Origin of the sequence: Paenibacillus silvae (assembly GCF_014639235.1) — a bacterium.
Classification (GTDB): Bacteria; Bacillota; Bacilli; order Paenibacillales; family Paenibacillaceae; genus Paenibacillus; species Paenibacillus silvae.
The window spans coordinates 346527-369899 of sequence record NZ_BMFU01000003.1; the positions used below are offsets into that span (position 1 = coordinate 346527).

The following is a 23373-nucleotide window of genomic DNA, read 5'->3' on the forward strand; positions in this document are numbered from 1 at the left end:
TTTTTGCGCTTCCATCACACATATTGGAGAGTGGTTCACATGAGTCAAGAGAACAAACAAAAATTTGAAAACAACATTGTGCCCCCGGGCAATCCGCAGTCTGAAGTACCAGCAGCGTTAATCGAAGTTCGGCTGCAAGGTGGAGATATCCGCTCTTATGATGCGGGCATCACTGTGGGTGAGGTTGCCTCTTCGATCAGCACAAGTCTTGGCAAGCAGGCCATCGGCGGTATTGTGAATGATCGACATGTTGATCTGAGCGAGAAGCTGGAGAAGAGCTGCGAATTGATCATCGTGACTTTGGACAGCGAGCAAGGTGTGTACAGGTATCGTCACAGCACAGCCCATGTGCTGGCACAAGCACTGAAACGATTGTATGGGGCAGACCAGGTGAAGCTGGGCATTGGTCCTGTCATCGAGGATGGATTTTATTACGATGTGGATCTGGAGCAGTCCCTCTCCATCAGCGATCTTGAAGCGATTGAGCGGGAAATGAACAAGATCATTCAGGAAAATCTTCCGATTCACCGCAAGGTGGTTAGCCGGGCGCAAGCTGTGGAGTTATTCGAAGCCATTCAGGACCCTTACAAGCTGGAGCTCATCCGGGATCTGCCGGAGGATGCTGAACTGTCAATCTATGAGCAGGGTGAATTTTTCGACTTGTGCCGCGGCCCTCATCTACCCTCCACTGGCCGCATCAAGGCGTTTAAGCTGCTGAATGTGGCAGGTGCATATTGGCGCGGCAATTCGGACAACAAAATGATGCAACGCATCTACGGCACTGCTTTTCCAAATAAAGCCCAGCTGGAGCAGCATCTTCATCTGCTCGAAGAAGCGAAAAAGCGGGATCACCGCAAGCTCGGCAAAGAGCTGGAGCTGTTTATGTTCTCGGAAGAAGCACCCGGCATGCCCTTCTATCTGCCCAAAGGCATGACTGTCCGTACAGAGCTGGAGCAGTTCTCACGAGAGCTGCAGCTGCAGGAAGGATATCAGGAGGTCCGCACTCCGCTCATGATGAACAACCGTCTGTGGGAGCAGTCCGGTCACTGGGAGCACTACAAGGACAACATGTATTTTGCGGATGTGGATGACGCTACTTTTGCATTGAAACCGATGAACTGCCCGGGACATATGCTGATTTTCAAAAACACACTGCATTCCTATCGCGAATTACCCATTCGCATGATGGAATTTGGTCAGGTTCACCGTCATGAATATTCAGGTGCCCTGAATGGCATGATGCGTGTGCGAACTTTTTGTCAGGACGATGCCCATCTCTATGTAATGCCCGAACAGATTGAAGAGGAGATCAACCGGGCCATCTCCCTGATTGGACGGATGTATGACATTTTCGGATTTGACTATAAAATAGAGCTGTCTACACGCCCGGAGGATTCCATGGGCTCGGAACAATTGTGGGATCAGGCGGAGCAGGCGCTGCGGAACGTGCTGGATGCCCGCGGTGTGGAATACCGCATTAACGAGGGCGACGGTGCGTTCTACGGTCCCAAGATTGACTTCCACATTCTCGATGCGCTCAAGCGCAGCTGGCAATGCGGAACAATCCAGCTTGATTTTCAAATGCCCGAAAAATTCGATCTGACATACATCGGTGAAGACAGCCTCCGGCATCGCCCGGTCGTGATCCACCGAGCCATTTACGGCTCCATCGACCGTTTTATCGGCATTCTCACGGAGCATTATGCAGGCGCATTCCCGCTCTGGCTCGCTCCTGTGCAAGTGAAGCTGATCCCCGTATCGGATCATTATGCAGAATATGCACTTCAGGTACAAAAGCAGCTGCGGGCAGCCGGAATACGTGTAGAGACAGATTTGCGCAGTGAAAAGCTCGGATACAAAATTCGCGAGGCCCAGCTGCAGAAGATTCCGTATTCACTGGTGCTCGGGGAACAAGAGAAACAAGCCTCGTCCGTCTCTGTCCGTGTTTACGGTCAGGGAGATCAAGGCATGAAGCTTGTTGATGCTTTAATTGAGGAGATTCTGCAGACTGTGAAGAATAAGGCTTGAACAAAGAAGCTTCTTGCAGGCTGTTAGCGCAACGTGACGTGAGTCATGTGGTATGACCAGACATGCTTGTAGTGATCAGGCGTGACTTGAGATGTTGCCAGGTCAGATTACAACTTTTCTTCAGGTTGCAGTCCGACCTGCTCTTCACTCCACGTCCATAACCGCTCAGCAGCCGCATCATCCAGAGCGTGGTTCTTCAGGCGCTCTTCCTTCTGCCGGTAGAAGTAACGTCCGGTCACTCCGACGACATCCGGACTTGTCGCCAGATAGATCGCTGTGCGGGCCCCTTCCTCCGGCGTCAGGAAAAAGGGAAGCTTGCTTGCAAAAGCCATAATGCGAGTACCGAATCCGGTGTTGCGGTCTACCCCGATGCTGGTGCCTACCGCACCCGGATGCAGGCAATTGGCTGTAACGGAGGTTCCCGCAAGCCTGCGGGCAAGCGAACGGGTAAAATATACGTTAGCGAGCTTGGACTGGGCATAACCTTTGATCGGGTTATATCCTTTGTGGAAATGCGGATCATCAAAATGAATTTTTCCTGCTTTATACGCACCGGACGAAACATTTACAATACGCCCCTGCTTCGCTGCCTTCAGCGGTTCAATCAGAAGCAACGTGAGCAGAAAATGTCCCAAATGGTTAATGCCGATGCTCTGCTCGAAGCCATCCGATGTCTCCTTGCGTTTTATCATCACTACACCTGCATTGTTCACAAGTACATCGAGCTGCTTATGCCGCTCGCGGAAGCTGCGGGCAAACTGGCGTATGCTGTCCAGCGAACCAAGATCGCAGAGCATCAGCTCAATCCGGGTAGAGCCAGACTGGCGCAAAGCCTGCTGAAGCGCCTCCTGCCCTCTCTTTTCGCTACGGCAGGCCATAATGACATGATACCCCTGCCTTGCAAGCTCGATGGTAGTTGCCAAACCCATGCCTGAGTTGGCTCCCGTAACAATTGCAGTCTGAATAGACATATGGTTCTTCCCTTCTGAACCGGAGGTTCCGTGAATTGTTTTTGCCCCGAAAGCGTGTGCGGAATTTTGTTCCAAAATATGAGATAATAAAGCGATACTTTAATATATAAGTGTTGAACTAAAGATTTTACACAATCCTCCGATGACAGAACAACCTGGAGAGTAGCGGTTATCCCCAGATTTTTTCGATTCCCTTTTACAACTGGAAAAATCCGGTGATAAAGGCGAAGCTTATGCTTCCGATGTAGCTTTCTAGCAGAAAGCTTTTAGCTCCGCTTTTTCAGGTTTTTTCTGTCCTCTCCGTTCACGTGTAAATAAATAGTTCAACTTATATAGCTCATTATCGTGATCTCTTTAACAACCAGCATCATAGTGAACCCCTGATGATGTACCGGAGCTATGACGATCTTTAGCAACTATTATCATAGTAATCCATTTAAAAGCTTTCGTCATAGCGGTTTCTCGATGAACCGGAGTTATCGCAATCCTTTAATGAGCATAATTAAGGTCATCTTTTTTACACCTATCATCAGATCGTTATCCATTCACATCTCGGTATTCATGGGAGGACAAGTCGTATGCTGACCCAAGAGGAATTCAAACACGTGAAGAAACTCGCCAAGCTTGAGATCCATCTGCTCGAACAGGAATATCACAATATTCTGAACCATGTCGATTTCGCTATATATGAACACGTCGAATGGCTGGATGAAGAACAAACGAGCGAGCTTGTCCGTAAACGAAAAAACAGAAGATACGCTTCGCTCACCGTGGAATTATGCTCGATTATGGAGCAGATGCTGCTGCAGCTCTACAAACGTACGTACCAGAAAAGGTTTAATTCGACCCAGCTCATGAAAACTCCTGCATACAGGGCACGCACTAACATGGAAATACTTGAGGCCGAGCTTGGCAAACAGCATATCGTTCTGAAGGCGGGCAAAGAGCAATGCAGCACCGCACTTCATCAGGCATTCCAGACTAGGAACCGGCTGATTCACGAAAACTTTTCGTTCGTAGCTGTCGTCAAGGACGGAAGTAATGAGGAAGAGACGTTTGAATGGATTCTGCATGCGGTGAAAAAATACAGGAAACATCTCAAGTATGAAGGCTTGGCATAAATGAATCTGTGAAAGATTAATAATGCCTCATGTCGTTATCTTGAAAAACTACATTTATTAAAGGAGGTGTTCCGGATTCATATCCGGAAAAATATATGAACCAACCGATCCCATCCATCACCGTGTTACAGCTGCATATTCCAACACCAACAGGCAAGAACCCGATCCATCCCGTCCTGCTTCGTGACGAAGACGGCTATACCCTTGTTGACACAGGCATGATTGGTCAATTTGCCGAGCTGGAGGCCACACTCGAAGACCTGAATGTATCGCTCTCCGATATCAAACGTGTGATCCTGACTCATCAGGATATGGACCATATCGGTAATCTGGGCGCCCTGCTGGATGCCATCCCGGGTCTGGAGGTCTGGGCTCATGCGGATGAGATCCCGTATGTTACGGGTGCACAGCCTCTGATCAAATTCACGCCGGAGCGCCGGGCCATGCTGCCCGCCCCTGTCCTGGCGCTTGCCGATCAACTGCTGATGCAGCTGCCTGAGATTAACATTAGCAGAACGTTAGCCGACGGAGATATCCTGCCGCTGCAAGGCGGGACACAAGTCATTCATACACCTGGGCATACACCTGGGCATCTCTGTTTGTATTTTGGCGAGCAGCAATTCCTGCTTGCTGCCGATGAGCTGCGTGTCGTTGACGACGTACTGGTCGGCCCCGCACCACCAGCAACCCCCGACATGCCCGAAGCGCTGCGCAGTCTGAAAAAGCTCACAGGCTTGAAGCTGAATAAAGTCCTCTGCTACCACGGGGGAGAATATACGCAGAACCCTGAGAAACGCATTGCCGAGCTTGCGGAGAATCCCGAAGAAGCTTGAGCATGGTGCGGATAGGGGATATTGATTGCGAGATCATGTTCACCACTGGATAATTGCGATTGGATGGTTATACTATGGCTAAATGATGCATCAATCGTAATGATCGCTCGTTCTCTAGCCCGTTCCAACTTTCTTGAAAGCAGCTGTCCCACGTCAGAACATTGGCGGAGGGCAGCTGCTTTTGTTTTCATTTTATACGATGAGAGAGTATCTGACGCTTGCCTTGCGCTCTTGTCCTTTCGTACTTGTGCTTTATCTTCTCGCCTTTCGCGGTTTGCTCCAACCTCCGACCTCCGCAGAATTCTAACGATTCCCAGAAGCCTTATTTGGCCTGATTCGCCACTTTTTATTTTTTAACGATTCCTAGAGAGCTTATTTGCTCGAAATACCTCTGGAATCTCCCAATTATGCTCCTTTTCAGCAAAATAGCGTTCCTGAGAATCGTTACATTTTTCAAACGCTCAAAATCCACCAAATAAGCTTCCCTCGAATCGTTAGAATAACCGAGTCACTTCATCCACTCTGTCCTTCAGTGCGCCCTCTCCTGACGCTCTTTTACCACGGCTTTTCTCGTTCCCTCAACCTGAAGTTTCTCCTTACGCGTCTCTACTGATCGTTACTTTCTCTTCATCTCACGCTTCCGGAGTAAGCACGATTAATTTGTCATCCCCGTCACGCGGCGAACCGCGCCCATCGCGATTGTTCGTGAGCACGTACAGCTTGCCGTCTTCACCGGCACTCACATTGCGGATGCGTCCCCATTCCCCTTTGAAAAAAGGGACTACCTGTTCGACCTTTGTACCGTCTTCGGATAATATCACCCGCAGCAGCTGCTCCCCTCTCAGGTTGGCAGCTACCAGCGACCCGGCCCACGGGCCTTCTGTAATATAAGCTACGCCCGAAGGCGCCCAAGTTTCATTGCCACTATGCGCTAGCGGGGCCTGATATGCGCCGCCACCATCTTCGTCATCCTCTACTTCGGGCCAGCCGTAATTCTCCCCGGCAATAATCCGGTTAAGCTCGTCATGATTGCGCTGTCCGTGCTCGGTCGCATAGAGATACCCGTTATCCGGGTTCCATGCCAGCCCTTGAGCGTTCCGATGCCCGATACTGTATACAGGGGAATTCGGCCAAGGGTTATCTGAAGGGATCGAGCCATCGAGACCGATGCGCAGTATTTTTCCACCAAGACTGTTCTGGTTCTGTGCCAGCTCCGGTTCGTAACGCTCGCCAGTGGTAATGTAAAGCCGTTCATCCGGGCCAATCTTGATACGTCCACCGTTATGATTCACCCCGCCAGGAATATCAGCAAGCAGCTCGCGGTCAATCACCGCTTTTCCACCATTCACCTTCAAACGCAGCACCCGATTGGCGATATCCTGCCCGTCCAGATAGGAGTGGTACACATACAAATATCGGTTACTCTCGAAGTTCGGATCAATCTCCAGCCCCAGCAGCCCGCCTTCTCCTTCTTCGTTAAAAGGGGCCTCAAATTCAATCAGCGGTTCAGACTCCAGCTTTCCATCCGTAATGACACGAATCGTTCCCGGGCGCTCCGTAACAAACATTTGCCCATCTGCAGCTGTTACCATCTCCCAAGGTGCATTCAGCCCCTCCACCAGCACAGACACCTGATAAGGCACAACGACGCTGCCTTGCTCTTCACTCTTTCCAGCTCCAGCAGCAGCTCCAGAATTACTCCCCTTTGCAGTCTGCCCTTGACCCGTTCCCTCTCCCTGCGAAGACGATTGTGAGCTTGATGCCGGATTGCCCGGTGTACAGGACGCGGTCAACAAAGCCATACTAAGTAATGATGCATACAGCGGCACGGTTAATCGATTGTTCATAGCAGATTGAATTCTCCTTTCGTTCTGATCTCATTGATATAATATATGTCTGGCCTCTCTCCCACATCGCAGCTCTGTCTGGAATCATTATAACGTATCGATATTGAAAAGGCTTCCATGTCTCCGATGGCTCGGATGCTCGGATGGCTTCGATGACTTCGATTGCTCCATGTCTATGTGTTTATTCCTGCTTATTTCTTGCTCGATGCACAACGGCATTTATAAGATAAAACGTTTCGCCCTGTATTACCCTTGCCACCCCTCGCTTAAACGATATTAAGCATCCTACGACTATCTTGTGATTGGGAAATCCATGAATATCTTCTATAATAGAAACAGCACAACGAATGACGAACCTATGCAGCACATATGGAAAGGTGGATACATCCAATCATGAATCAAACTCCCTTATCAAGACTCGAGGCCGATCTGTCCGGGCAGGGGCTGGACGCCATGCTCATTACCGATCCCAAACATATTTATTACCTGACCGGGTATGCCAGCAATCCGCATGAACGCTTTATGGGTCTGATGCTGGCGCGCGGCGAAGACCCGCTGTTGATTGTACCCGCACTGGACGCCGACGCTGCGGCTGCTGCTTCTTCCGTATCCAACATTGCGACGCATTCGGACACCGATAATCCTTATGCCTTGTTTGACCGATATCAGGGACGCCTGGGCCGGGTTGGTCTGGAAAAAGAATACGTCACCGTCTCCCGTTATGAGCAATTGACCTCCGCGCTTGGTAGTGCGAGCTTCGAAGATGTCGGTCCTTTGCTGCGCGCGCTGCGTGTCAACAAAACACCGGATGAAGTCGCTCGTATTCGCCACGCGATCTATCTTATTGAAGAAACACTGCGCCAAGGTCTTACACATGTGCGTGCAGGGGTAACGGAGATCGAACTTGTGGCCGAGATGGAATATCAGATGAAAAAGCTTGGAGCAGATGGCCCTTCCTTTGACACAATGGTGCTGACCGGGCCCAAAACCGGCCTGCCGCATGGCACGCCTGGTGACCGCAAGCTTCAGCATGGAGACCTGCTGATGTTTGATATGGGCGTGTACGCCGCAGGATATGCATCCGATATTACGCGAACGTTTGCATTTGGAGATATCTCGCCAGAGCTGCGTACTATCTATAACACGGTGCTTGCAGCCAACGAAGCCGCTATTCAGGTCGTTAAACCAGGCATTACCTGTGCTTCGGTGGACCATGCTGCCCGTCAGGTAACGATTGATGCAGGCTACGGCGAGCGCTTTATGCACCGTGTTGGACATGGACTCGGCATTGATGTGCACGAATATCCTTCACTTCACGGCGAGAATACGGACCTGCTTCAGGCTGGAACCGTGTTTACGATTGAGCCGGGAATTTATACGGCAGCAGGCGGCGTGCGAATTGAGGATGATGTTCTCGTAACCGAGACAGGTGTAGAGGTGCTGACCACCTATTCGAAAGAACTGCAAATCCTGACAGACTAGTCTGTATACAGAACAAGCCACGGACACACACGCAAACGAAAAAAATCCCGCATTCCATGACCTCATGGTTTGCGGGATTTTAATATTTTAATTTTCTCACTTACAATTAACCCAACTCATGCGTAATATCCTTCCAGGACGCCAGTTGTGGCAGCTGCTGCTTCCCCCAGTAATCCAGAATCCATTGAATGATCACCGTCGGATCTGCCGTAGTATAACTGTAATGCCGGAAACCGCTCGCTCCTTCCTGCAAACGAATCTCCGCCACCATTTGCCCGGGTTCCTCAAGCGCAGCAGCCTGCATATACATACTCCCCTCCACCAGCTCCGAAGGTTCAAGCACCACATAATCCTGCAATTCCAGATTCGTAATTAACTCCACCAATAACGAGGCATTAATGCTATCATTCTCGTAGGTTGTGCCATTGCTTTCCAATGTATAACGCAGTGTTGAGTACATGTGTGATTCCCCTTTGCTCTTGGTATGAAGTCATTGTCCATGAATGCCACACGTTCGCTCACAACGACAGGTGTTTCCATTATAACTTTTCCATAAAAATGTAAAAAGCATTATTTCTCGTTTCGATAAAATATGCTGTCTATTAAAAATCCCCCTGCACAGTCCAATTGCAGTGGCTGCGCAGAGGGAAATCTTAACATGATCCTTTTTGAATATTAATCAAGCCTCATCTTTGAACTTGAAGCTGCGTGCAGCATACAGAAACGGCGTTCCTACCGCAGTCAGCACAAACTTGATCAGATACGTGGTCAGGAAAATCTCCAGCCATACGTCCCATGGATAGATGAAGACAAAGGCAACCGTGCAGAACACGAGTGTATCCACAAAGGAGCTGATAATCGAGCTGCCGTTTGTGCGAATCCACAGCTGATTGCGTCCGGGCGCTACCTTGCGCAGCCAGCTGAACAGACGTACATCCAGAAACTGACTGATGAAATACGCAGACAAACTGCCGAGCGCCAGTCGTGGCAGCAGACCAAACAATTTTTCCATGGATTCCTGGGCAAAGTCCGTCGGTGCCGGATCAAAGAACAATACCATCTGCATCAGAATCGTTGTCATGATCAGCGTGAAAAATCCAAACCACACTGCTTTCCGCGCTTCACCCGATCCATACTTCTCATTCAGCAGGTCACTCGTCAGATACATACTGACATACATCGTGTTGCCCAGCGTCAGCACAATGCCCATAATATCTATCGTTTTGGTCACCTGAATGTTAGCGATGACGGTAGCTACACCAATCCAGGCATACAGACCTTTTTTGCCAAACAAGCGGTAACACAAGAGGAAAAATCCATACGTCACGAGAACAAATACCGCTCCAAAGCCTAAATTAAACATGAATACATACACTGCCTTCCTAGTTTTGATTACGCGGGATGGTTACGAACCGCGGCTTGGCGCAGGGCCAAAACATGAATACTCTATCACATCTCCTCCCCCCTTGTCTATTGGAAAAAAAGACTCCCGCCCTCGTGCCTGACCGCACGCTCCGGCGTAATTACACACGTAAAAGCCGTCCTTCGAAGTTCTTCGAAGGACGGCTCTGCACCATCTATTGCAGAACGCTCACCTTGCCGAGCATCTGCTTATTTCCTGCAAGAGCTGGGGCGCAAGGCCCCGCCCCAGCTTACGCGTGAGCCGCAGAATCCAGCTCACGGCTTTGATCGTTAAACGTATCCCGATCGTTTTCCTTCAAAATTTTGCTCGTCACGAGTCCTGAGGTCATCGACCCGTTCACGTTAAGCGCTGTACGACCCATGTCGATCAGCGGCTCCACGGAAATGAGGAGTCCAACAAGAGCCACAGGCAGATTCATGGTGGACAATACGATCAGGGAGGCGAAGGTTGCCCCGCCGCCGACGCCAGCCACACCAAACGAACTGATCATCACGACGAGGATCAACGTGACAATAAAGTCCCAGCTCAGCGGGTTGATGTCAACCGTCGGAGCAATCATGACCGCCAGCATGGCCGGATATACCCCGGCGCAGCCGTTTTGCCCAATCGTAGCCCCAAAGCTTGCAGACAGGTTCGCAATCCCGTCCGATACGCCGAGTTTCTTCGTCTGTGTCTCCACATTCAGCGGAATGGCCGCAGCACTTGAACGGGACGTAAAGGCAAACACCAGCGTTGGCAGCACCTTCTTCAAATACGTAATCGGGTTGAAGCCGGACAAAGTGATGATAATAAGGTGAATTATAAACATAATTGCCAGCGCGACATAAGACGCAATCACGAATTTGATGAGCTTTAATATCTCTTCCGCATTGGTAGTCGCCGTTACCTTTGTAATCAGTGCTAAAATCCCGTAAGGCGTGAGCCTCAGCACCAACGTAACAATCCGCATCACAACGGCATAGACGGCATTCACCATACCGCGGAACGTCTCAGCCTGCTGTGGTTTTTTACGATCCAGTCCCAGTACCGCTACTCCGATAAAGGCTGAGAAAATAACAACCGCAAGGGTCGAGGTACGGCGTTCACCTGTCATATCCGCAAACGGATTTGTCGGAATAAACTCCAGCACCTGCTGCGGAATCGTCTGATCCTTCACATCAGCCAGACGCTCCTCCACCTTCTGAATCTGTGCAGTCTCCCGATCTCCTCCTTGAATCTCAATGGAAGTCAGGTTGAAGCCCAGACTGGTCACAATGCTGACCCCGGCAGCAATAGCTGTCGTAATCAACAGGATTGCAATAATCGAAACACTCATTTTACCGAGGTTCTGCTTGCCCTTCAGATTCATGATCGCCGAAATAATCGACACCATGATGAGCGGAATCACGACCATTTGCAGCAAACGAACATATCCTGAGCCGACCAGATTAAACCAATCGACTGATTTCACAATGACATCCGAACCTGATGTATAGATCAATTGCAGAATTACACCGTACACAACGCCCATACCAAGCCCCGCAAATACACGCTTCGTAAAGGAGATGTGTTTCTTCTGCATCCAGTAGAGCACACCCAGCAGTGCCAGCATAACTACTACATTCACAATCACTAGAAATGTATTCATTACCTCATATCCTCCTCAGACATGTTTAACCGGTGATCAAACCGATTTCTCTATTTATAGGTTTCCCACAAAAGGGACAATGAACAATATAACACATATCAAACTATTCTGGTAGGTATTAATTGATATTATGTAATATTTGTGTAATGGATGCACGTTTCATGAAAATAATTGCAGTTTTATGAAAAAAGTTGTATTCAACCCGCGGTTAATTTTGTAAAATAGGTATATCCGCTTATTCCCAAGTTTTATAAACATGAAAACTAGGTCTTTGTTCGTTGGTAAAAAGGCCATACGATAAAAGAAAAGGGATAATGTTAACGAATATGACGTGAAAGGATGATTGTATGTTTCGCAAACGAACCGTTGCCGGCAAGATCAGGGGTACGCTGTTCCTTGTGCTGCTGGTTGCCTCCCTGTTGTTCAGTATCAGTTTCTACGCTGTATCCATGAATATTATTCAAAGTTATGTGCTTCCACAATTCGATAAAGTCCTGAGCACATCCATTCAGGATATATACAAAAACACATCTGCATCCAAAATTTTACAGGTACAAAGTGGCGGAGCAGGCGCCGAAGGTGCTGCCATGACGTTAGAATCCTCCCTGTCCGATGAAGCCAAAGAACACAGCCTGGATGCGGTCTACGTTGTTGCCCTTCAGGATGATCAGGCCAGCGTCGTTGTTGCAAGCAATAACTCAGGCATGAAAGCCGGAGATGTCGTAGACATCAACCCTGCAATGACAGAGGCAGGCGAGAAGAAACAAGCTGCGATCAGTTCGGTTTATGCAGATGCCTATGGTGTACATAAAGCTGTATTCATCCCGATTTCAGGAAGTAATATGCTCATGGCCGTCAGTATGGATGCCAAGTTTATTCAGGATAAAATTGCCCAGATTTTCTGGCTGTGCCTGGGTATCACTGCTTTGGTATTTGTACTTGGCTGGCTCATCTCTACCAGTATGGTCAAAAGAGTTACCAGACCAATCAGCACACTCGTTGAGCACAGCAAGCGAATCTCTCAAGGTGATCTGACCACGGAGCTCAAGATGAAAGGCAAGGACGAAATTGCCCAGCTGGCCGCAAGCTTCCAGACCATGACGCATAATCTCAAAGAAATGATCAGCCACGCGCTGTCTACCTCCAATGAAGTGGTGGTTGGCTCCAATGACCTGCTGCAGCGGGTGGAATCCATGTCCGGCATGGTACAGAACTCCAGCCAGGCCGCAGAAGAAGCCGGAAAAGGCAGCGTCAGCATTGCCTCCAGTGCATCCGAGAATGCAAGAGCCATGGAAGAGATCACGCAGGGCATTATGCATATCGCTTCATCTGCATCAGAAGTCTCGGAACAGATTAGCGAAGCCGCAACAGAAGCAACAAACGGCAATCAGCTTGCACAGAATGCAGTTGAACAGATGGAGCGTGTCGGCGCAACTGCCAGCGAATCACTGCGTTACATTGAAACGATGAATGAACGTTCCGTTGCGATCGGTACAATTGTCAATTCCATCTTTGAAATCACGAAACAAATTAACATGCTGTCGCTCAATGCCTCCATCGAAGCCGCACGTGCCGGTGAACACGGACGCGGATTTGCTGTCGTCGCCGGAGAAGTCCGCAAGCTGGCAGAACAATCCAAGACGGCAACAGAGGAAATCGCTGATTACCTCGGCACCATTCGCGAAGACGCCGAGCGCTCCGTAAGTGCAATGAACCGTGTAACGCAGGAGATTGGTTCTGGAACCGAGGTTGTGCAGAAGGCTGGTTCGGCGTTCCAGCAGCTGAATGAGCTCATTCAAAATGTTAATCTCACCATTCAGACCGTGTCCTCATCCACACAGCAGGTGTCTGCTGGTGCAGAAGAGGTCAGCGCTTCGGTGGAAGAAACAGCACAGATTACATCCAGATCACGTGAGAGCATGCAGCAGATTGCTGCTACGGCAGAAATGCAGCTAAGTGAGATGGATTCTCACTCCAATACGGTTCGCCACCTGCATGAGCTGGCTGTCGAACTGCAAACGGCAATGAAGAAGTTCACGATCAACTAGAGGACGCGCTTGATGCTCCAATCTCAACTGGAACATACGAGAACCGGGCACGAACAAATATCTATAACCTTGCTTCCAAAGATTTAAACAAGAACACATGATCAGAAGCTTTAAACAAGAGAACATGATTGAATGATAAAGAACACCCCCATAGAGCAGCAGCTTCGTTCATACCGAACTGGCTGCCCGCCCTTGGGGGTGTTCTTTGGATTAGATTCGATATAAGTTGAACATACAATGATGATTAGATAATTATTCCTAATACAATAGAAGTCGGCTTACAGAAGACCTTTTATTTATTCTCGCTGCATTACACCCATAATCTCGTATACTCGTTTCATATCCAGTGACGAGCGCAAAGAATCAGCCACCCGATCAAATTCCATCTCCTTACGCTCATGAGCGCTGTAAGTTTCCTCCAGCGGAGCAAGTCCCTTCGCTTCTCGCAGACCGTTCAACCAGGAGCGCCGGAATCGGTCGCTTTCGAACAAACCGTGCAAATATGTGCCCCATACGCTTCCATCCGAAGTGCCCCAGCCTTCCAGAAAGGGTTCTCCTCCTGCATGAGCAATTTTAAACAGCGCAGTCACCTGCTCGGGCTCATGGCACTCGGTGACCCCCATATGGATTTCATATCCGTTTACAGGTACAGAAGCTGTGCTTGTGTGTGCTTCCTGGTCTGTTTTGACGTCTGAATTCGTCATGCCACTAAGATGGAACGGATGAAACGGCTGTACCTTGCCCGATGCCCGCACCGTCTGTTTGTGCTGAAGAAATGTCGTGGACAGCGGTAACAATCCGATGCCCTCGGCTTCCTGAATCTGATTGGCCTCCACTGCAAACGGGTCCTTCAAATGCCGTCCCAGCATCTGATATCCGCCGCATATGCCAACCAATTGCACCGCCTTTTGTTCCACATCGTTCAGGATCGCCCGCTCCAGGCCCGACTCCCTTAGATAAATCAAATCACCGATTGTATCCTTTGTACCTGGCAAAATAACTGCATCCGGCCTGCCCAGTTCTTCTGGAGAGGTCACATAACGCACATTCACATCCGGTTCGCGAAGCAACGCATCAAAGTCCGTAAAGTTAGAAATGCGCGGATATCGGATAACAGCAATATCCAGCTCCGTTTGCCCGTTTTTGCCATAACGCAGGGAATCCAGCACCACCGAATCCTCTGCTTCAATCTGTATATCTCTTATGTATGGCAGCACACCCAGGACAGGAATGCCTGTGCGTTCCTCAAGCCAGTCCAGACCGGGCTGCAGCAAGGAAAGATCCCCTCTGAACTTGTTGATAATGAAGCCTTTGACACGGGCTGCCTCATGGGGCTCCAGCAATTCAAGCGTACCGACAATCGATGCAAATACACCACCGCGATCAATATCGGAGATCAGAATCACCGGTGCATCCGCCCATCCGGCCAGGTTCATGTTCACGATATCCCGGTCCTTCAGATTGATCTCAGCCGGGCTGCCCGCTCCCTCCATTAAAACGATATCGTAGGCAGCACGAAGACGGTTCAAGGCATCCATTACGGTCTGCTTGGCTTCCGGCAGAAAATGCTGACGGTAATCCGACGCACTCATCTGCGCAAAAGGAACACCATGCACCACAATCTGGGAATGCATATCCCGCACAGGTTTGATCAGAATCGGATTCATATCGGTTGTAGCCTCGATTCCACAGGCTTCAGCCTGTGCCCCCTGCGCTCGCCCAATCTCCTTGCCATCTGCTGTGACGTAGGAATTCAGCGCCATATTCTGTGATTTGAACGGAGCAGGCCTGAAGCCGTCCTGCTTGAAAATCCGGCATAACGCCGTAGTAATGACGCTTTTTCCTACATCCGAAGCCGTTCCCTGCAGCATCAGTACGGCCGCCGGTTGTTTTGGTTTCTCTCGCACGCTGCTCCCCCCTGTCTGCATCTGCTTTCTTTACAACGATCGTTACAGCCAAAATAGTCCTTGCAGCACGCTTAACACCGTCAGCAAAGCGGCCTCCAGAAGTTCATTCATGGCACCATATGTATCCCCGGTAAGCCCTCCAAGTCGTGTACTGATCCGCGAAGCCACCAAGCGGCCAATATAATAACATGCGACAGGCAGGACAATAACAGCCGATACAGGATACAGCCACCACAACCGTAAGGTTCCAAACCCGCTGACCATCACATCCGCAATCGCTGTATCCGGTTTAAACAGCCCTACCGCAGCCAGCGTGACAACGCCTGCAATCAGCGTAAGCATGAGCGCAGCACGACGTGATCGCTGGACCTCCCTGCGCTCGCCAAGCCCTTTGAATAATACAGCGAGCCCGTCATCCTCGCGTGCATTAGGCCAGGCCGACATGGCGTACACCATGAACCAGCGGCTCCAGATCATGGGCAGAATCAGCAAAGCGCCGTACACCCAGCTACCGCGGGCAATAAAGTCCGCGATCAGAGCAGCCTTCATCATAAGTAGCAGCACACAGGCTATAACCCCCATAGCTCCTACCCGGCTGTCCTTCATAATCTCCAGCATACGTTCGCGGCTGCGGTAACTGAGCAGTCCATCCGCCGTATCCATCCATCCGTCGAGATGAAGCCCTCCGGTCAGCCACACCCATAACGTCAAGGTCAGAACCGCTGCTGGAAAAGCTGGCAGCAGTTGACCGCTCAGTGCGCCAACTAGCCAGACACATAGACCAATTGCCGCACCGACAAGCGGATAATACACTACACTTTCACGCAGCAGTGGCGGCACAAAATCAAGCTGCATTTTCACAGGAAAACGGGACAAAAATTGAAATGCGGCTGCAGCCGCATGTTTCTGCTGCGGAACGGCTGAGCTGGATGCACCCTGCTTCATAAACGATACTCCTTGCTTTTTAATTCAATCGCGATGCCCACGGTGACGAGAAATACTTCGCCGCAGATCGCTGCGATTCGCTGATTGAGTACCCCCGCCAGGTCACGATAAATGCGGCCCAGCTTGTACTCAGGCACGATTCCATCGCCTACTTCATTCGTGACAAGCACAAGCAGACCCGGATAGGTTCGAATCGCTTCCACCAGCGCATCCAGCTGCCCCTGAAGTACATGGCTCTCGTCGTGTTCATGTGCTAACAGCACATTGGTTAGCCAAAGAGTCAAGCAATCGACCAGAATTGTCGGTGCAGAAGTACCCGTATGTCCTTCGCCCATACGTTTTATCAGCGCAGGCAAAGCCAGTGGTTCCTCCATCGTTCGCCAGAGGTAACCCGAGTCCTCGCGCTGCTTCTGATGCATCGCAATGCGTTCACGCATCTCGTCATCATATGCCTGGGCTGTCGCCACATACCACGCCTCTGAGGAACGCTGCATACAGAGACGCTCGGCGAACGAGCTTTTACCGCTGCGCGCCCCGCCTGTGACCAGTACACTCATCGGGAGCCATCTCCTGATCCATCGGACACACCAGCACTTGTGAAGGTTGCCATCTCATTCAGAATGAGGCAAGCCGCATCAATCAGATGCAGACTTAATACCCCGCCGGTGCCCTCACCAAGACGCATATCCAGATCAAGCATCGCCTTCAGTTCAAGCTCACGCAGCAGCGCTGCATGTGCATTCTCATTAGAGGTATGCGAAGCGATCATATAGGCTGTACTCAGAGGAGCCAGCTGTCTCGCAATCAGCGCTGCAACTGTGGAGATAAATCCGTCTATAACGACAGGGCAGCGATGAGCTGCAGCGGCAAGGATAACCCCGGTGAGTCCGGCAATCTCCAGCCCGCCCACCTTGCTTAACACATCAAGCGCATCGTCCGGGTCAGGCTGGTTCACACTCAGCGCCTGGCTGACAACAGCCGCTTTACGCTGCAGACCCGCATCGTCCAGCCCCGTTCCGCGTCCAACCGCAGCAGCAGGTGCTATGCCGGTGAGTGCACTCATCACCGCAGCACTTGCCGTGGTATTCCCGATCCCCATCTCTCCAGTGACAAACAGATGTGTACCTTTTGCCACTTCTTCGGCGACCACCTCCACACCTGTCAAGATGGCCTGAATCGCCTCATCACGAGTCATCGCCGCCCCTTGGGCCATGTTGGCTGTACCTTTACGAACGTTGCGGGAGAACAGATCTGCATGCTGCAGATCAGCATTGACACCGATATCAACACAGATGACCTCTGCTTTCGCCTGACGGGCCAACACATTCACAGCAGCTCCGCCAGCAAGGAAATTCATCACCATCTGCGGTGTTACCTCCGCTGGAAAAGCACTAATGCCTTCTGCGACCACACCGTGATCCGAAGCCATCACAATCACCGCTCTGCGATCAAACCGCGGGCGAGCTTTCCCCGTCATACCTGCAAGACGAATCACCAGCTCTTCCAATTTCCCTAGACTTCCGGGCGGTTTCGTGAGTACATCCACATGAGCCGACGTTTCCGCAGCCACGTTCAGGTCAGGAGCCGTAATTTTTGCCAGCCATTGTTCCAATATCTGTTCATTCTTCATCAAACCAGCACTTCCTTCATCAAAATAGGGGGTTCTCCCGCTTCGTTCACTCCGTTGCTCACGCAGCACTTACATTAATTAAACAACGCCTACGTCCACTTGATTAGATGTCACACACATGCTTCATTAAAACCAACATACGCATTTATTTCCGTTACCACGCCTGCATTTACTTGATTAACTCGCGCACTTTTACTTCTCCCGACGCAGCAGCAATTGAGGCACAGCATGGCTCGGATGGGACACCATCACAGGTTCAACGCGAAAAACGTCCCGAATCTGCTCTTCCGTCATCAGGCTGTGAGGTGTGCCCTTCCCGACCATTACACCTTCCCTCAGTGCCAGAATCCGATCACAAAACAATGCAGCCAGATTCAAATCATGCAGCACAGCTACTATAGTGATGTGGTTTTTCTGCCGCCATGCAGCCAGCAGCTCCATGAATTGCATCTGATATTTAATATCCAGAAACGTCGTTGGTTCGTCCAGCAGCAGCAGGCGCGGCTCCTGTGCCATTACCTTGGCTAGGGCTACTCGCTGCCGTTGTCCACCGCTCAGCGTATCCAGCGGCCGCTCTGCAAGCTCCGTCAGTCCCAGCTCTTCAAGCACTCTGTCCACCACACGGGCTCCCTCTGCCGATTCACGACCTAACCAGTTCTGGTAAGGATAGCGTCCCATCTCCACAACATCCCGAACAGGATACGAGATCGCGGGTAAGCCATCCTGCTGCAAAACGGCAATCATCCGTGACAGATCCTTCCGGCTGTAAGAGCCGATATTGCGACCATCTATCGTAATCTGACCTGTACTTGGTTCTTCCGTTCCGGCTATAAGCTGCAGCAGGGTTGACTTCCCGCTTCCATTCGCCCCAACGACGCCCCACCATTCTCCTTCCGCAATCTGCCAGTTTATATCCTGTAATGCACGATGCTCTCCATATGATTTGCCTGCCCCTGCAAGAGACACCCGCATCGTGGAGGAAGCACTGACCGAATTGCTTGAACTCGCTCTGGAAGAACCGTTGGAGCGTGCGTCCACCGGCTGTCCAGCGCTCTGCTTCTCATGCCGCCTCATGCTTTGTTTCATCTGCTTCTTCACGGCATCATCCCCTTCTGCAGCTTTTTGTTCCGATGCAGCAAGTAGGCAAAAAACGGAGCGCCCACAAACGCAGTGACAACGCCGAGCGGAATTTCCGTCGGTGCAAGCAAGGAGCGGGCAATCGTGTCTGCCCACACCATAAAGATTGCGCCACCAATAGCAGACAGAGGCACCAGCAGTCGATAATCCGGCCCTACCAGCAGGCGCAGCATGTGCGGGATAACCAATCCGACAAAGCCGATGACTCCAGACACAGAGACAGCCGCGGCTGTAAGCAGCGTGCCCGCAGCAAGCACGGACAGCTTGAGTCTGTCCACGCCAACACCGATATGTGCAGCCTGACGTTCACCCAATGCCAAGACATTTAGTGAACGTGCACGGCTCCACAGAAAGATCAGTCCAAGCAGGAAATACGGGAAAAGGATGGCCGTATACGACCACCCGCGCAAAGCCAGACTTCCCATCGTCCAGTATATAATTTCATTAATCGTCTGCTTGGACATGGTCGACAGGAACGAAACAACAGCACCCAGAAAACTTTGCATGACTACACCTGCCAGAATGAGGCTGTGCGTTGGTATTTTACGTCCTTCACGAGCCAGCGACAGCACAAACCATAATGTAATAACCCCGGTCAAAAAAGCAACCAGCGGCAACGTCCAAATGCCGATTAAAGCGTACTGCAGCCCGAAAAAGATCAGAAATGCAGCCCCTACCGAGGCTCCTGACGATACTCCGAGTGTAAACGGATCGGCCAACGGATTGCGCAGCACACCTTGAAAGCCCGCTCCCGCTATGGCAAGTGAAGCTCCAACCAGCATGGCAAGCAATACACGCGGGAACCGCACTTTCCAAATAATTTGTTCGGCAGCCTTACTCCAATCAGGTGTAATCCAGTCCCCCACCCATGGCAGTTTATGAACGAGAATACCTGCGATGTCCCGGATCGGCAGCGCCACTGAACCGATGCCCGTGCAGATGAGCACGGTAAAAACCAGCAGCGCCATGCCCATCGTTCCGAACAGCATCAGCTTCCTGCTCATTTGAACAGGTCAGGATAGATTGCTTTGGCTACTTCTTTCAACCCTTGGGTTACACGAGGTCCCGGACGGCTCAGCAAGTTGGCATCCAGACCAATCACGGCATTGTTTTTCACCGCTGTGATTTGATCCCAGCCGCTACGTGCCTTGATGATCTGATCGAGCGTTTTGGAGTCCTCCACTACATCATTGGCGTACAAAATAACATCCGGGTTGGAGGCAATGACGTTCTCCTCATTAATTTCATACCAGCCCTCTTTGTCTGCAGCAATATTGGTTCCGCCTGCAACCGTGATCAGTTCATCCATGAATTCACCTTTACCTACGGTCCAGCCTGGAGAGAACTCAACATAAACCTTTTTCTTCTCTTCTGGTTTCACGGCTTTTACCGCTTCTGTTACATCTGTTACATCTTGCTTCATCTGTGTGACAAGCTTCTGAGCTTGCTCCTGATGGTCCGTAATTTTTCCGAAGGTTTCGATATTGTTTATTACATCATCAATGGACTTGGGATCGGTTTTGAAAATGGTAATTCCCAGTTCGCGCAGCTTCTTCACCGCATCCTCACTCATAGATATGCCCGTGAACACGATGTCCGCATCTGCTGCAATAATGGACTCTTCGTTTGGCTTGGTGATACCGCCCATTTTCGTTTTGCTTTTTGCTGCTTCTGGATAATCATCATAATCGGATACACCTACAATCTGATTGTCCAACCCAAGGGCAAACAGAGACTCTGTCTCGGCAGGTGACACCGATACGATTTTGGTTGGTGCTTTTTCGAACGTGAATGATTCACCTGTTGCATCTGTAACCGTCAGTGGATACTGAGTTTTCAGATCCGTTTGTGTTTGTTCCTGAGCTTGCTCCTGCGCAGGCTGTTGTGAACTGCCTGTACCTTCCTTGGTTGCTGCATTGCCGCATCCAGCCAGCGCCAGTGCCAGCATCGCTGCACTCAGCAGAGAAGATAGTGCTTTCCAGTTCTTAATCATTGATTTAAACTCCCCTTCTTTATCTGTACTATTGTTGTTGCTTTTGTTATACACGAGCCACTCCGATTGCAGCACCATTTTCCGATCGCTGTTATTCCCGAATTTTTTTGATTCCTTTAATTAGCGGGAAAAATCCGGTTATAAATGCGAGCACTTCGTTTCTCCAAATTGGTTCTGCACTCTCCGTTAAACGTGTATAGGATTACTTGACTGTATCGTGTACAACATGAAAAATCCCCGACCCTCTTATGAAGGATCAGGGAGAACGTCTCGCTTACGGCAATCTGTACATGTGCAGCCCTAGGCTGTCCATGCGCATAGAATGGCCCGAAACGTTGTCCTTTCCTCGAAGGAACAGCGGCTTGTACGTCCAGGGCTGGTAATCTGACTTACAGGAATACTCCTGTTTCACAGTGGCGGGACCGTGCCGGATTTGCACCGGCTTCCCCATTTCACCCTTATGCAGACCATGACCTTGTGTTTCCTTATCATGTCTAACCTCTCTACACACGGGACCCTTGGTCGTTAATAATGAATTAAAACCAATCTAACACAGCTGTAGTATTCGGCACAGAACACGTCAGCTCAGGTAGCACATCTCACCCCGTACAACCTGTCCATACCGAGCATACTTCTGTTGTGATTATAGGGTATATTGAACGACCTTACAACCCGATTGGCGGAAAAGCCCCCCTTCGACCCAGCCATCTCTCGCCCTGCTTTTGCAGATGAACCTGAATGGCTTGACCGGGAATTACGTGAGTATCCCAGAAGCCAACGCCGTCAAGAAGTCGGGAAAGCATATAACGAATGACCCCGCCATGTGTCACAATGAGTATTCTTTGTGCAGTCCTCGGGCCTGGCTTGTAATTCTCTCCCGCAGGCGATACGGTTTCATCCAACGATAGGTGCTCGTCCAGAAATGAATCCATGCGTTCGGCAAAAGACGACCACGCTTCCCCCCCCGGTGGTGTAACCTCCTGCGGATGATCAATCCAGCTCCGGTAGATCGGATTATGCTTCAATTGCTCATAGGTCAGACCTTCCCACTCTCCAAAATCATTCTCGCGCAGGCGCCGGTCTAGCTTCACCTCTGAAGCTGCCTGTGGCGCAATATGCGCAAGCGTCTGGCGACAGCGAAGCAGGTCGCTGCAGTATACAGCGTCCCATGTGAGATCGCGGCATTGCTCGCGCAGTATAGCCAGCTCTTCATTTGCATCAGGCAGCAGAGCGATGTCGGTATGTCCCAAATATTTTTTTTCCACATTCCAGGACGTCGTCCCATGACGGATTAGCACAAGGCTGCGCTGCGGGCCAAGCTGCTCTGATTCACCCACTAGTGCTGCACTAGGTTCTGCTTGATGCTGCTTCCCTGTCTTTATGGCCATAACAGCGTGCCCCCCGTCAGCCGTACAACAAGCACGGTCAAGAAACACAAGACAACAAAAGCCCCCGCCGACCAGAACATCAGCCGTGTCGTTTGCACAATATCTTCTGCCTCCATTGGCCGCGTTGGTTCACCCATATACGCACGAAACGAGGAAACGCCGTGGTACACATTATGTCCGCCCAGCCGAATGCCCAGCGCACCAGCAACGGCCGATTCCGGGAAACCGCTGTTCGGGCTTGGATGCAGTCTTGCATCCCGGGTAACCATACGCGCTGCGCCTTTGGCATCCAGCTTCATGACCCATGCTCCCGTAATTAACAGCATCGCCGTCAGACGGGCAGGAATCCAGTTCGCCCAATCGTCCAGACGGGCCGAAGCCCAGCCGAGATGCAGATATTTGTCGTTTTTATACCCGACCATAGAATCCAGTGTGTTGACAGCACGGTACGCCATAGCCAGCGGGGCACCGCCAATGAGTGCATAGAATAGAGGTGATACGATGGCATCCACAATATTTTCCGCGACTGTCTCCACCGTTCCCCGAACGACCTCAGGCTCGTCCAGATGTGCTGTATCACGTCCCACGATCATGCCGAGTGCACGCCTCGCGGCAGCAAAGTCCTGCTGTTTCAGATGACGGTATACTTCCATGCCAGCATCACGCAGTCCTTTGGAAGCAATGGTAGTGGCAATAAGAATGACTTCGGCTATGCCGGACACGATCGGATGAATCAAGCCCAGCAGGAGCAGCACTCCCCACGTGACAGCAAAAGAACCTCCTGCAATCAGGAGCGGAAATAACAGACCAGCTCTTGTCAAACCTTCATTTGTCTTCACGCGTGCTCGAATCATACGCTCCAGCGCCGAGATCGCTTTCCCCATGCCGATCACCGGATGAGGAATCCAGCGTGGGTCTCCGATGCACCGGTCCAATATGTACGCAAGTATAATGATCCAGGCTCCTGCCATGCCTGCCCAGAACGATGGTGCC

The 23373-nt window shown here is 50.7% G+C and carries 19 protein-coding genes and 1 riboswitch; of the genes, 5 read left to right on the plus strand and 14 right to left on the minus strand.

Annotated elements, in window-relative coordinates:
• Window positions 1–39: 39 nt before the first annotated feature.
• Window positions 40–2028: a threonine--tRNA ligase gene (gene thrS / locus IEW26_RS12475; RefSeq protein WP_188592657.1), complete on the plus strand. Its 1989-nt coding sequence runs from the start codon at window positions 40–42 to the stop codon at window positions 2026–2028.
• 107 nt (window positions 2029–2135) lie between these two features.
• Here thrS and IEW26_RS12480 read toward each other — a convergent pair whose 3' ends face one another.
• Window positions 2136–2999, minus strand: coding sequence for an SDR family oxidoreductase (locus IEW26_RS12480; RefSeq protein ID WP_188592658.1), 864 nt, complete (start codon window positions 2997–2999; stop codon window positions 2136–2138).
• A 578-nt stretch (window positions 3000–3577) separates the two neighbouring features.
• On the opposite strand from IEW26_RS12480, the gene IEW26_RS12485 reads away from it, so the two are divergent.
• Window positions 3578–4120 (plus strand): hypothetical protein, encoded by a 543-nt coding sequence (locus tag IEW26_RS12485; RefSeq protein WP_188592659.1) that lies wholly within the window; start codon window positions 3578–3580, stop codon window positions 4118–4120.
• 95 nt (window positions 4121–4215) lie between these two features.
• Complete coding sequence (locus IEW26_RS12490) at window positions 4216–4953, plus strand: MBL fold metallo-hydrolase (RefSeq protein ID WP_188592660.1); 738 nt, start codon at window positions 4216–4218, stop codon at window positions 4951–4953.
• A 632-nt stretch (window positions 4954–5585) separates the two neighbouring features.
• Here the strand turns inward: IEW26_RS12490 and IEW26_RS12495 are convergent.
• Window positions 5586–6800, minus strand: coding sequence for a PQQ-dependent sugar dehydrogenase (locus IEW26_RS12495; protein ID WP_188592661.1), 1215 nt, complete (start codon window positions 6798–6800; stop codon window positions 5586–5588).
• Between the two features lie 393 nt (window positions 6801–7193).
• Here IEW26_RS12495 and IEW26_RS12500 point away from each other — a divergent pair, with 393 nt between their 5' ends.
• Window positions 7194–8282 (plus strand): M24 family metallopeptidase, encoded by a 1089-nt coding sequence (locus IEW26_RS12500; RefSeq protein WP_188592662.1) that lies wholly within the window; start codon window positions 7194–7196, stop codon window positions 8280–8282.
• Window positions 8283–8388: 106 nt separating this feature from the next.
• On the opposite strand, the gene IEW26_RS12505 is transcribed toward IEW26_RS12500, so the two are convergent.
• From IEW26_RS12505 to IEW26_RS12515, 3 genes are all read right to left on the minus strand, one after another.
• Window positions 8389–8742: a hypothetical protein gene (locus IEW26_RS12505; protein ID WP_188592663.1), complete on the minus strand. Its 354-nt coding sequence runs from the start codon at window positions 8740–8742 to the stop codon at window positions 8389–8391.
• Between the two features lie 219 nt (window positions 8743–8961).
• Complete coding sequence (locus tag IEW26_RS12510; RefSeq protein ID WP_111270530.1) at window positions 8962–9645, minus strand: queuosine precursor transporter; 684 nt, start codon at window positions 9643–9645, stop codon at window positions 8962–8964.
• 289 nt (window positions 9646–9934) lie between these two features.
• Window positions 9935–11332, minus strand: coding sequence for an L-cystine transporter (locus IEW26_RS12515; RefSeq protein WP_188592664.1), 1398 nt, complete (start codon window positions 11330–11332; stop codon window positions 9935–9937).
• Between the two features lie 347 nt (window positions 11333–11679).
• On the opposite strand from IEW26_RS12515, the gene IEW26_RS12520 reads away from it, so the two are divergent.
• The gene (locus IEW26_RS12520) at window positions 11680–13380 is read left to right on the plus strand and encodes a methyl-accepting chemotaxis protein (RefSeq protein WP_188592665.1); all 1701 of its coding nucleotides are present in this window, start codon (window positions 11680–11682) and stop codon (window positions 13378–13380) included.
• 296 nt (window positions 13381–13676) lie between these two features.
• On the opposite strand, the gene IEW26_RS12525 is transcribed toward IEW26_RS12520, so the two are convergent.
• The 9 genes from IEW26_RS12525 to cbiB form a co-directional block, all read right to left on the minus strand.
• Window positions 13677–15308, minus strand: a complete 1632-nt coding sequence (locus IEW26_RS12525) for a cobyric acid synthase (protein WP_373288465.1) — start codon at window positions 15306–15308, stop codon at window positions 13677–13679.
• A gap of 21 nt (window positions 15309–15329) precedes the next feature.
• On the minus strand, window positions 15330–16232 hold the full coding sequence (gene cobS, locus IEW26_RS12530; protein WP_188592666.1) for an adenosylcobinamide-GDP ribazoletransferase: 903 nt from the start codon (window positions 16230–16232) through the stop codon (window positions 15330–15332).
• A complete protein-coding gene (cobU, locus tag IEW26_RS12535; protein WP_111270525.1) occupies window positions 16229–16789 on the minus strand; it encodes a bifunctional adenosylcobinamide kinase/adenosylcobinamide-phosphate guanylyltransferase in 561 nt (186 codons plus the stop codon). Before cobU ends, cobS begins: the two co-directional genes overlap by 4 nt.
• Entirely contained in the window at window positions 16786–17862 is a 1077-nt protein-coding gene (cobT, locus tag IEW26_RS12540) for a nicotinate-nucleotide--dimethylbenzimidazole phosphoribosyltransferase (protein WP_188592667.1), read from the minus strand. The genes cobU and cobT overlap by 4 nt, the downstream gene beginning before the upstream one ends.
• Before the next feature lie 192 nt (window positions 17863–18054).
• Window positions 18055–18834 (minus strand): ABC transporter ATP-binding protein, encoded by a 780-nt coding sequence (locus IEW26_RS12545; RefSeq protein ID WP_188592886.1) that lies wholly within the window; start codon window positions 18832–18834, stop codon window positions 18055–18057.
• A gap of 122 nt (window positions 18835–18956) precedes the next feature.
• Window positions 18957–20003, minus strand: a complete 1047-nt coding sequence (locus IEW26_RS12550; RefSeq protein ID WP_188592668.1) for a FecCD family ABC transporter permease — start codon at window positions 20001–20003, stop codon at window positions 18957–18959.
• Window positions 20000–20992 (minus strand): ABC transporter substrate-binding protein, encoded by a 993-nt coding sequence (locus IEW26_RS12555; RefSeq protein ID WP_188592669.1) that lies wholly within the window; start codon window positions 20990–20992, stop codon window positions 20000–20002. The genes IEW26_RS12550 and IEW26_RS12555 overlap by 4 nt, the downstream gene beginning before the upstream one ends.
• A gap of 357 nt (window positions 20993–21349) precedes the next feature.
• Window positions 21350–21485, minus strand: a riboswitch (cobalamin riboswitch).
• Between the two features lie 172 nt (window positions 21486–21657).
• Window positions 21658–22380 (minus strand): histidine phosphatase family protein, encoded by a 723-nt coding sequence (locus IEW26_RS12560; RefSeq protein ID WP_188592670.1) that lies wholly within the window; start codon window positions 22378–22380, stop codon window positions 21658–21660.
• Window positions 22371–23351: an adenosylcobinamide-phosphate synthase CbiB gene (gene cbiB, locus IEW26_RS12565; RefSeq protein ID WP_145403810.1), complete on the minus strand. Its 981-nt coding sequence runs from the start codon at window positions 23349–23351 to the stop codon at window positions 22371–22373. Before cbiB ends, IEW26_RS12560 begins: the two co-directional genes overlap by 10 nt.
• Window positions 23352–23373: the final 22 nt, after the last annotated feature.